The sequence below is a fragment of the Lactiplantibacillus sp. 7.2.4 genome, assembly GCF_018991185.1.
GTDB classification, from domain to species: Bacteria; Bacillota; Bacilli; order Lactobacillales; family Lactobacillaceae; genus Lactiplantibacillus; species Lactiplantibacillus pentosus.
The window spans coordinates 1-8,903 of the sequence record NZ_JAGYGS010000086.1 but is presented as its reverse complement, the minus strand read 5'-3'; the positions used below and the strand labels follow the sequence as shown (position 1 = coordinate 8,903).

At 46.6% G+C, this 8,903-nt stretch carries 8 protein-coding genes and 1 other annotated feature; of the genes, 4 read left to right on the top strand and 4 right to left on the bottom strand.

Annotated features, from left to right (window positions below; genetic code table 11):
• Positions 1-41: 41 nt before the first annotated feature.
• Positions 42-286: a binding site (T-box leader), on the bottom strand.
• A gap of 117 nt (positions 287-403) precedes the next feature.
• On the bottom strand, positions 404-595 hold the full coding sequence (locus KGF70_RS15725) for a hypothetical protein (protein ID WP_216769519.1): 192 nt from the start codon (positions 593-595) through the stop codon (positions 404-406).
• Between the two features lie 1,119 nt (positions 596-1,714).
• Between KGF70_RS15725 and trpX the strand changes: the two genes are divergently transcribed.
• The 4 genes from trpX (at position 1,715) to KGF70_RS15705 (ending at position 6,031) form a co-directional block, all read left to right on the top strand.
• Entirely contained in the window at positions 1,715-2,725 is a 1,011-nt protein-coding gene (gene trpX / locus KGF70_RS15720) for a tryptophan ABC transporter substrate-binding protein (RefSeq protein WP_050339762.1), read from the top strand.
• Positions 2,722-3,630 (top strand): ABC transporter permease, encoded by a 909-nt coding sequence (locus KGF70_RS15715; RefSeq protein ID WP_216769518.1) that lies wholly within the window; start codon positions 2,722-2,724, stop codon positions 3,628-3,630. The genes trpX and KGF70_RS15715 overlap by 4 nt, the downstream gene beginning before the upstream one ends.
• A complete protein-coding gene (locus tag KGF70_RS15710; protein WP_050339480.1) occupies positions 3,617-4,399 on the top strand; it encodes an ABC transporter ATP-binding protein in 783 nt (260 codons plus the stop codon). The genes KGF70_RS15715 and KGF70_RS15710 overlap by 14 nt, the downstream gene beginning before the upstream one ends.
• 276 nt (positions 4,400-4,675) lie before the next feature.
• Positions 4,676-6,031, top strand: coding sequence for an FAD-dependent oxidoreductase (locus KGF70_RS15705; RefSeq protein ID WP_216769517.1), 1,356 nt, complete (start codon positions 4,676-4,678; stop codon positions 6,029-6,031).
• A gap of 119 nt (positions 6,032-6,150) precedes the next feature.
• Here KGF70_RS15705 and KGF70_RS15700 read toward each other — a convergent pair whose 3' ends face one another.
• The 3 genes from KGF70_RS15700 to KGF70_RS15690 all read right to left on the bottom strand — a co-directional run bounded on the left by KGF70_RS15700 (position 6,151) and on the right by KGF70_RS15690 (position 8,601).
• Positions 6,151-7,008, bottom strand: coding sequence for an NAD(P)-dependent oxidoreductase (locus KGF70_RS15700; RefSeq protein ID WP_216769516.1), 858 nt, complete (start codon positions 7,006-7,008; stop codon positions 6,151-6,153).
• Positions 7,008-7,784: a TerC family protein gene (locus KGF70_RS15695; protein WP_216769514.1), complete on the bottom strand. Its 777-nt coding sequence runs from the start codon at positions 7,782-7,784 to the stop codon at positions 7,008-7,010. Before KGF70_RS15695 ends, KGF70_RS15700 begins: the two co-directional genes overlap by 1 nt.
• Positions 7,785-8,043: 259 nt before the next feature.
• Positions 8,044-8,601, bottom strand: coding sequence for a sugar O-acetyltransferase (locus tag KGF70_RS15690; protein ID WP_216769513.1), 558 nt, complete (start codon positions 8,599-8,601; stop codon positions 8,044-8,046).
• Positions 8,602-8,903: the final 302 nt, after the last annotated feature.

Here is an 8,903-nt window from a genome sequence, read left to right as displayed (position 1 = left end):
CCAATAAAAAAAGCTTCCGTCCATTAGTCTCATAATTGAAACTAACGGACGAAAGCTTTCGCGTTACCACCGTTATTCGTTGTCATCTCACGATCACAACCTCGACGAGTGCCCTAGTCAAGACTAGGAAACCCCGCAATATATCGGTTGCAACCGCACGCGTAGCCGTTACGACCCGCGTCATGACTCCAAGCTCATCTTCGTTATACGCCCGATTACTTCTCACACCATTCCGAAGCTCTCTGAAAATCGGTAATACAACTACTCTTCTCTTCAACGTCTTAATCTGTTTTTAATTTAAAACTAATTTAACACCAGATTTTGAAGCTGTCAACTCATAATTTCGAAAATTTATCTCATCACGGGTGGTGCTTGTTATTGTTTAGCATTGAAAATGATTAAATCATGCCAGTTTGGATTGCTGTTCGTCAGCCGATGCGCGCCCTAGTCCGACTTCCGGGGCCGGCTGACAACACTGGAACAGGGCGGACATCGATTTGAACTCACGCAGAAAAACACTGCGCAACTTCAAATACGAGTCTTCTTCTAGCCCGGGGAAACCCACCCGGACAAGAAGAATTTCGCCCTTGAGCATTGTCCGCCGGCCCCTACAGTCGGGAAGCCACTCGAATGGCTGATGAACGACCACCTATCTGGGTGCAATTGATCACTGAATATTAGGTGACTGGACTTTCAGATAAAAATAGAAATTGTACAGGGAATCTTTTTGATATTTAAATACTGAGAAAAAAGTCTGACAATTATTCAATACTTCCAGAAGCAAGTCATACAGTTCATCTAGAGAATTATCAACCATTTGGTGTTCAAAACCTTGCTAACTCAACAGACTAGTTAGAATTCTGAGATCAATCAGTGTTACTGGTGGACTGCGGAATTAAACATGAGCGAGATGGCTGAAAAATTATCGGAGACCTGTCTTGCATTTGACTTTCAACATAACCGTTTGTTAAAACTCAACGACCAGCCCATCAAAAGTTGAGTCCGCATATGTCTGCCTTTCGAATACCATCCAGGCTGGAAGGTATTTCTGACAATGCTCAGTGGTGAAATTCCACTTAGCAAGCGTTGTGTGCTTGGTTAGTGGAAGACCAGTATTTAAGACGTGATTTGTCGGCTTAAATCTGTGTCCACCACGTTCCGGCGTTGTCAGAAATGCCTGGAAGCCGGACTAGGACGTAGCTACCGCTGAAAGTTTATGCTAACTCGCACTGTTTCCAGCGGGCCTCAGCTGGCCGCTTTTGAACTTAAAAACTGGCATGATTTAATCATAATTCATGACAACCAACGTATTAGGCGCCAAACAGTGTCTGTTGATGAAAATCAATGGTTGATTTCACACCATTTTTTAAGATTTTTCGAAATTTATCCTTGACACTTTTTTCGACTTTGCCTATACTGAATTCATTCAATAACGAGAGCGAGGAACCAAGCATGTCAAAGTCAATTACTAACTTGAACAGTTCATGGCAAAGCCGGCCGTTCAGATTGTAATGCCGTCAACACGGATACAATCTGGCAAACAGTTTGTATCTGTGCCGGCTCACTTTGATATTCAAAGAAGTCTGCATGGGTTTTAACACAGCAGGCTTCGGTTCCGTAAAGGGCAAACCAGAGCTTACTGGTTTGCCCTTTTTTATTGGCTTCAGGACTGCCCGAGCTTAAGAAATTTTTTGAGGTGATTAGATTGAAACGAATGATTGCATTTATTAGCGCCCTGATCGTCTTTCTAGGGGTCGCCTTCGTCATGACTGGCAAGTCGACGACGTCCACGGCGAGTTCGAAGACGACTAGTAGCAACAAAGTTCCGACCGTCGGCATCTTACAACTCCAGACGCATCCAGCCCTTGACGCGATTCACCGCGGGGTCGTCGCTGGTCTCAAGGAATACGGTTACGTCGATGGCAAGACGGTCAAAATCGATTATCAAAACGCTCAGGGTGACCAAAGTAATTTGAAGACGATGAGTCAGAAATTCATGAATGAAAATGCCGCTCTAACTGTCGGTATCGCGACACCCGCCGCACAAGCCTTGGCCTCAGCCGCCAACAAGCAGACGCCCGTCATGTTGGCCGGTATCACTGACCCATCCGGGAGTGGCTTGATCAAGAGTGACCAGCATCCCGGCGCCAACATTACCGGGACTTCTGGTGAATCACCACTGAAGTCGCATTTAGATTTATTACGCAAACTGGTGCCAAATGCCAAAACGATTGGGATCATTTATACGACTTCCGACCACGGTGGCGAATACAACGCCAAGAAGTTTGCCCGCATCTGTAAACAAGAAGGCGTGAAATACAAGTTGTACACGATTTCCAACACCAACGATATGCAACAAGTGGCTGAAACGATGGCTGCCAATGTCGATGCCGTTTATGCCCCACAAGATAACGGGGTCGCCAGTGCGATGAAGACTTTAGTTTCTGTCACCAATAAAGCTAAAATTCCTGTAATTCCAGCTGTGGATACGATGGTCAAAGCTGGTGGGCTCGCCACCCTCTCCGTCGACCAATACCAATTAGGTAAATTGACTGGTGAGATGGCTGCCAAAGTCCTGAAAGGCAAGTCAACCAGCAACTATCCAATCAAAGTCATTACTAAGGGTAAAATGACGATCAATTTGAGTGAAGCTAAGAAGTTAGGCATCAAGTTCCCAGCTAGCGTGCTGAAGGAAGCTAAGACGAAAGGGGTTATTTACAAATGAGTATGATCGTATCTAGTATCGGCCAGGGCCTCTTATGGGCAACCTTAGGCGTCGCGTTATTTCTCACATTCCGTATCCTCGATTTCCCGGATATGACGGTTGAAGGCACCTTTCCACTAGGCGCTGCCACCGCTGTCATGGCCATCAGCCACGGGATGGGGCCAATCGCCGCATCTGGTCTGGCCTTTGTCGCTGGGGCCATTACGGGGCTCGTCACTGGCCTGCTCTACACGAAAGGTAAAGTGCCGATTCTGTTGGCTGGGATTCTGGTCATGACCGCTTGCCTATCCATCAACCTGCGCATCATGGGCGGCAGTTCCAACGTCTCCCTACTCGGCAAGACGACGATTTTTTCCAACCATTTTCTCGAATCACTACCGAAATACTTCGACAGCGTCTTCGTCGGCCTGCTCGTCATCGTTTTGATTACGGTCGTTCTGATCGTCTTTCTGCAGACCAATCTCGGTCAAGCCTTTATCGTTACTGGTGATAATCGTGAAATGGCCCGTTCGATTGGCATCAACACCGGCAATATGACGATCATGGGCCTGATGGTTTCAAACGGTATTATCGGCCTGGGTGGCGCGCTGATTGCCCAAAATAACGGCTATGCCGATGTCAGCATGGGGATTGGGATCATCGTTATCGCGTTAGCTTCGATTATTATTGGTGAAGTGGTCTTCAGTGAATTGACTCTGAATCAACGGTTAGTTGCCGTGACCCTCGGGAGTATTTTGTATCAGTTCGTCCGTCTATTAGTGCTTCAACTCGGATTCAACACCAACGATATGAACTTATTATCAGCCTTGATTTTAGCCATTTGCTTGATGTTACCGCAATTCAGCAAGGCCCTACATCTCAACCACGTTTTGAAGAAAGGAGTGGCACGTTATGACGAACAGTAAAACCCCATTACTCGCACTTAAAAATATCGTCACGAAGGTCAATGCTGGCACGCCCAACGAGGTCGCCATCTTGCGGGGCCTCAACTTAGACGTGTACGACGGCGATTTCATTACCGTCCTCGGGTCCAACGGTGCGGGCAAATCAACCCTCTTTAATACCATCAGTGGTGAATTACCCGTTGACAGTGGCACGATTCATTTACGTGATCAAGACATCACCCATATGTCAGTCGAAAAACGCACTGCCTTTCTTGCGCGGGTCTTCCAAGATCCAAAGATGGGAACGGCCCCACGGATGACCGTCGCTGAAAATCTCTTGCTCGCCAGCCAGCGTGGCAAACGGCGAACTTTGAAACTACGTCAGCTCAAAAAGCACCTGCCCCACTTTCAGAAACTGACTGAAACGATGGATGGCAATGGGCTGTCTGAACGGCTCAATACTGCGACTGAAAATCTATCCGGTGGTCAACGCCAAGCACTCAGCTTCTTAATGGCGACCGAACAACGACCAGACCTCTTGTTACTAGATGAACACACGGCCGCGTTAGACCCGAAGACCAGCGAACAATTAATGACCCAGACCAATCAACGAGTGACTGAGGAAAAGTTAACTTGTCTGATGATTACTCATCACTTGGACGACGCCCTCAAATACGGCAATCGTCTGATCGTCCTCGATCAAGGCCAGATCAAATACGATGTTCGCGGGACTGAAAAAGCACAGCTAACTAAGGAAAAATTGCTCAGCTTCTTTGATATCATTGAATAACGACCATCGTTTTGAACCCCATTAATAATGACAGCCAGTCAGTGAAAGATGCTGATTGGCTGTTTTTTTAGCAAAAATTGTAACCGTTTTAGTTGTGAACAATTTAATTTAGTGTTATATTCTAACTAGAATAATTCTAACCAATCTGGTCCGCACGAGACGTGAGTTTAAGCTCACTAATTTAGAATAATTACAAACTACCCTTGTGAATCTTCTGCGTTAGTGTTATATTCTATTTAGAACAGTTCTAAACTAAAATTTGGAGGCTTTACAATTATGAAAGTTATTGTCGTTGGTTCTTCTCATGGTGGTTATGAAACGGTTCGCGGTATTTTAGCCGCTCAACCAGATACAGAAATTCAATGGTACGAAAAAGGTGACTTCTTGTCATTCCTCTCATGTGGGATGCAGTTATACCTTGAAGGTGCCGTCAAAGACGTCAACTCCGTCAGCTATGCCACTCCTGAAGGTATGCAAGCACAAGGCGTTCACGTCTTCGTTAATAGTGAAATCAGCAAGGTCGACCCTGCCAGCCACAGTGTGCACGTCATCGACCATGCTACTGGTGACGAACGTGATGAATCTTACGACAAACTGGTTCTCAGTGTCGGGGCAGTTCCATTCGACTTACCCGTCCCTGGTCATGACTTAGAAAACATCTATGCAATGCGTGGTCGCGACTGGGCCATCAAGTTAAAGGCTAAGACGGTCGACCCAAGCGTCAAGAACGTGGTCGTTATCGGTTCTGGTTACATTGGGATTGAAGCTGCCGAAGTCTTTGCCAAGGCTGGGATGCATGTCACGGTCATTGATTTATTACCACGGCTACTCAGTTTATACCTTGATCAAGAATTCACGGATGTCTTAACGAAGACGATGGCGGACCATGGCATTTACGCTGCGGTTGGCCAAGGTATTAAAGCCTACGAAGGCGTCGACGGTCATGTGACAAAAGTCATTACCGACCAAGGCGAATATCCAGCTGACTTAGTCGTCACCGCTGCCGGCATTCGGCCTGCAACTGGTTTCTTGAAGGACGTTGTCGATCTTGATGACCATGGTCTGATTAAAATCAACGACCATCTCCAAACTAGCGACAAAGACATCTATGCCGTTGGGGATGCAACCTTGGTCCCATTTGCCCCAACTGGTAAGGACAATCGGATTGCCCTAGCCACGAATGCACGTCGCCAAGGTCGGATTGCCGCTAAGAATTTACTTGGCGAAGACGTTCCAATGCCTGCCGTTTCAGGTTCATCTGCCCTTTCAGTCTTTGACTACCACTTTGCTTCAACCGGTGTCAAAGAAGGCACTGCCGATAAATTAGGTGTCAAGAGTGCTTCTGTACTCGTCACTGACACGATTCGGCCAAAGTTTGTTTCTGAAGCCGCTGGTAACACCAAGGTTTGGTTCAAGCTGACCTTTGACCCTTCCGATGGTCGAGTATTAGGTGCCCAAATCATGTCGAAATATGACGTTACCGCCAACATCAACGCCATTTCCGTTGCCGTTCAGGCCAAATTAACCGTTGATGACTTAACTTACACCGACTTCTTCTTCCAACCTGGTTTCGACCGGCCTTGGAACATCATTAACGTCGCCGCTCAAAAAGCCGCAGCAACGTTGAAATAAAGTTAATTTTACCGCTTAAAAAGCATAAAACAGGGTTCCTCAATTTCTGAGGAACCCTGTTTTAGTATTTGAGAATATTATGACGCGTTATGACAGTGAGTTGGATTGCAGTCTGTCAACTAATAGATATTAATTAACCCCTGCGTCCCTTGGTCACCCAGTCCTTTGACGTCGACCATCACTTCGTACAAACGCTTGGCTTGGGCGGTCGCAACTAAGTTCAAGCCCATTGCGTCCGCTTCACTGAGTGCAATACGTAAGTCTTTCAGGAAGTGCCGAGCAAAGAAGCCAGGCGTGTAATCATCTTTTAAAATCCGCGGCACATAATTGTCCATACTCCAGTTATCCGCACCGCCACTTGACAAGGTTGCCAACACTTTTTCTGGTTCGAGGCCCGCTGCTTTGGTATAGAGTAACATTTCTGTTAAGCCAGTCATGGTGCCGGCAATCATGATTTGATTGGCCATCTTGGCATGTTGCCCCGTTCCGGCTGCACCAAAATGATTGACCTTATGACCGAGCACGTTAAATAGTGGCAACATGGCAGTGTAAGTCTGTTCATCGCCACCGACCATGACGGTTAAAGTCGCATTTTTGGCACCGATATCGCCACCTGAGACGGGGGCATCCAGCGCCTGCATCCCGTGCGCCGTCGCGTAGTCCGCAATTTTGACCGCCAATTTAGGCTGACTGGTCGTCATATCGATAACTGTCTTACCCGCTGTCAGGCCTTCAAAAATGCCGTCGTGGCCAAAATAAACTTGTTCGACATCACTCGGAAAGCCGACCATCGTAAAGACCACGTCACTATTTTGGGCGACTTCCGCGGGGGTATCAGCCCATCTCGCACCGTTAGCCACCAAGTCATCCGCCTTGCGCTTGGTCCGGTTATAAACGGTCATCTCATAGCCCGCTGCCATTAAGTTACGGACGATTGCCGCCCCCATCACACCTGTTCCGATCCAACCTAATTTCATTACTTCCGCATCCTTTCTTCTAACTGTTGCCCACGATTACGCCGCCGACGCCAGAAATGGATCGCTAGTGTCACAGCAAACGCAGCTAAGACGATACCACCAAAGGCCGTCGCTGGAATATCCCAGCCGATTGCTGGAATTGAGATAAATAATTTAATCACAATCAGGACAATCAAACAATACGCCATCGTTTCCAATTCAGGAATCTTGCGCATCAACCGCATGATGACTTCTGCAATGCCCCGCATGCAGGCAATCCCAATCATCCCACCGATCAAAACAATGACCGGATTGTCTGAAATTGCCAATGAGGCTAACACAGAATCAATCGAAAAAATAATATCCATCATTTCAATCTGTAAGACCACTGACCAAAATTTGCTCAAGCCGAAGAACCGCCGCTGCTTCTTGGGTTTCTTCTCAACGGTCTCCCCCGCCTTGGGCTGACTAAAGTACCGATACACTAAGTACCCTAAGTAAGCCGCACCTAACACTTTAATCTCCCAAAAACTAATTAAATACGTCCCGATTCCGATAATCAAGAATCGGAAGACATAGGCCCCCCATAAGCCATAGAATAGCGATTTTTCACGCTCTTGTAAATTATCCAAACTCTGGGTCTGAGCTGCTAAGACCACCGCGTTATCTACTGACAACAAACATTCGATAATCGCTAATGATAGAATGATCAACCAATCATTGGCGGATGTCACGACGTTGCCCCAGTTGGCAGCGCTGAAGAAGGGTCCATACAACTGTTCGATTAAATGTAACAAACGGCATCCTCTTTCTTTCATTTCTTTGGTTCGCTAATTTAAGTATACGCGTAATAATAAATGGTGCCGCTTTCTAGAACTAATTTTCAAAAATAAAACTTATTTTCATCGTATTTTTAATCAATGTAAAAATATGATCATTTGCTACAAGCAATTATGAATCAACGCCGACATGCTAAACGTGTTTTTGCATCCGGTACTGCTGGTAACAAAAGGCGACCTTAAAAAAGCCGGCTCACACCGCCTTTCAGCTCACTCACTATTCTTCTAATTGCCGAATTGCTTTGGCCGGGACCCCCGCTACGAGTGTGTTATCCGGCACGTCATGCATGACGACCGCGCCAGCTGCGACAACCACGTTATTACCGATTGTTACGCCAGGTGTAATCGTGACTTTACCACTAATCCAGACATCATTACCAATTGTCACCGGATGGCCCTGAGCGAGGTTGGCACGGCGACCGCTTGCTGTCAGTGGATGATTGACCGTGTAAATATCGACATTGGGGCCAATCATCACGTTGTCACCAATGTGTACCGGTGCAATATCCAAAATAGTTAGGTTGTAATTGCTTAAAAAGTTATCGCCAACGTGAATGTTGCGACCATTATCGCAGTTAAAATTGGCTTGCACCGACAAATTGACGCCATAGCTTCCCAAAATTTCCTGCATCTTAGCCGTCTGCGCAGCCGGATCCGTCGCGGCAATTTGGTTAAATTCCTGACACAACTTAGCTGCCCGCGCTTTTTGAGCCGCAACGCCGCTATCCTTGAATTGGTACCATTCACCGGCTGCTAATTTACTTAATTCTGACATACTAATTAACCTCCTGTATTCTTATCGATAAGGTCAGGTTACAACTTAGACCTAGCTCGAAGTCAAGCAATCACGAGTGGCCTTTCTCGTGGTGAGATACCGCTACAAGGCTACTCCGACCTCGCATCCTTAGAAAAAGCAACAACGATAGAATGTGGCAAGCACGGCGGTTCCAACCAATAAGTTCCAAAAACGCAGCGCAACCAGAGCTAACACTTAATTAAATCCACATCCGAAGTGGTTGAGATAACACGACTTAAAGACCACCACAACTAAAAAACGATTAGGCTCTTTTCCAGTCT

Excerpts from the sequence above, each read along its gene's own strand:
- trpX (WP_050339762.1), top strand. The coding sequence starts at position 1,715 with ATGATTGCATTTATTAGCGCCCTGATCGTCTTTCTAGGGGTCGCCTTC.
- KGF70_RS15715 (WP_216769518.1), top strand. The coding sequence starts at position 2,722 with ATGAGTATGATCGTATCTAGTATCGGCCAGGGCCTCTTATGGGCAACC.
- KGF70_RS15700 (WP_216769516.1), bottom strand. The coding sequence starts at position 7,008 with ATGAAATTAGGTTGGATCGGAACAGGTGTGATGGGGGCGGCAATCGTC.
- KGF70_RS15705 (WP_216769517.1), top strand. The coding sequence starts at position 4,676 with ATGAAAGTTATTGTCGTTGGTTCTTCTCATGGTGGTTATGAAACGGTT.
- KGF70_RS15725 (WP_216769519.1), bottom strand. The coding sequence starts at position 595 with ATGCTCAAGGGCGAAATTCTTCTTGTCCGGGTGGGTTTCCCCGGGCTA.
- KGF70_RS15690 (WP_216769513.1), bottom strand. The coding sequence starts at position 8,601 with ATGTCAGAATTAAGTAAATTAGCAGCCGGTGAATGGTACCAATTCAAG.
- KGF70_RS15710 (WP_050339480.1), top strand. The coding sequence starts at position 3,617 with ATGACGAACAGTAAAACCCCATTACTCGCACTTAAAAATATCGTCACG.